Annotated in this window: 1 protein-coding gene and 1 pseudogene; both read left to right on the top strand. The window is 69.9% G+C overall.

Features of this window, described 5'->3' with window-relative positions; all coding sequences use genetic code 11:
- On the top strand, positions 1-430 hold a 430-nt coding region (locus HMPREF9056_RS14750; RefSeq protein ID WP_009405068.1), incomplete at its 5' end, for an ABC transporter ATP-binding protein.
- Positions 427-672: pseudogene (locus HMPREF9056_RS11050) on the top strand (ABC transporter ATP-binding protein); the annotation flags it as partial. The gene HMPREF9056_RS14750 and the pseudogene HMPREF9056_RS11050, both read left to right, overlap by 4 nt.

The raw sequence follows: 672 nt of genomic DNA, 5'->3' as shown, positions 1-672 counted from the left end.
GGCCACCGACGACGAGCTGTGGAAGGCCCTTGAGGTCGCCCAGGCCGCCGGCTTCGTCTCCGAGATGGAGGGGGGACTGGAGGCGGCCATCGCCCAGGGCGGCACGAACGTCTCGGGCGGTCAGCGTCAGCGCCTGGCCATCGCCCGGGCCCTGGTGCGCCGCCCCAGCATCCTGATCTTCGACGACTCCTTCAGTGCGCTGGACGTGTCCACCGACGCGCGGCTGCGTGAGGCCATGGGACCGGCCACAGCCGGCATCACCAAGATCGTGGTGGCCCAGCGCGTCTCCACCATCACCGGCGCCGACCAGATCCTCGTCCTGGACGACGGCCACCTGGTGGGCAGCGGCACCCACGAGAGCCTGCTGGCCACCTGTCCCGTCTACCGCGAGATCGTCACCTCCCAGCTCGGAGCAAAGGCCACAGCATGAGCACCAGCACGAGTAGCAACGCAAACACCGGAACGAGCACCGCCGTCGGCCCCGACGAGTTCAGCGAGGAGGACCTCAAGCTGGCCGCTGAGGCGCAGGCCGCCTCGGGCGACTGGCACGACGGACCGCCTCCGGGCAAGGCCGAGGCCTTCTGGCCCTCTTTCAAGCGGATGGTGGGGCTGTTGGGTGCCTACCGGGTCTTGTTGGTGGTTGTGGCCCTGGCCGCCGTGGGCACGGTGGTG

Origin of the sequence: Actinomyces sp. oral taxon 170 str. F0386 (assembly GCF_000195595.1) — a bacterium.
Classification (GTDB): Bacteria; Actinomycetota; Actinomycetes; order Actinomycetales; family Actinomycetaceae; genus Actinomyces.
This window is presented reverse-complemented; position numbering and strand designations above follow the sequence as displayed.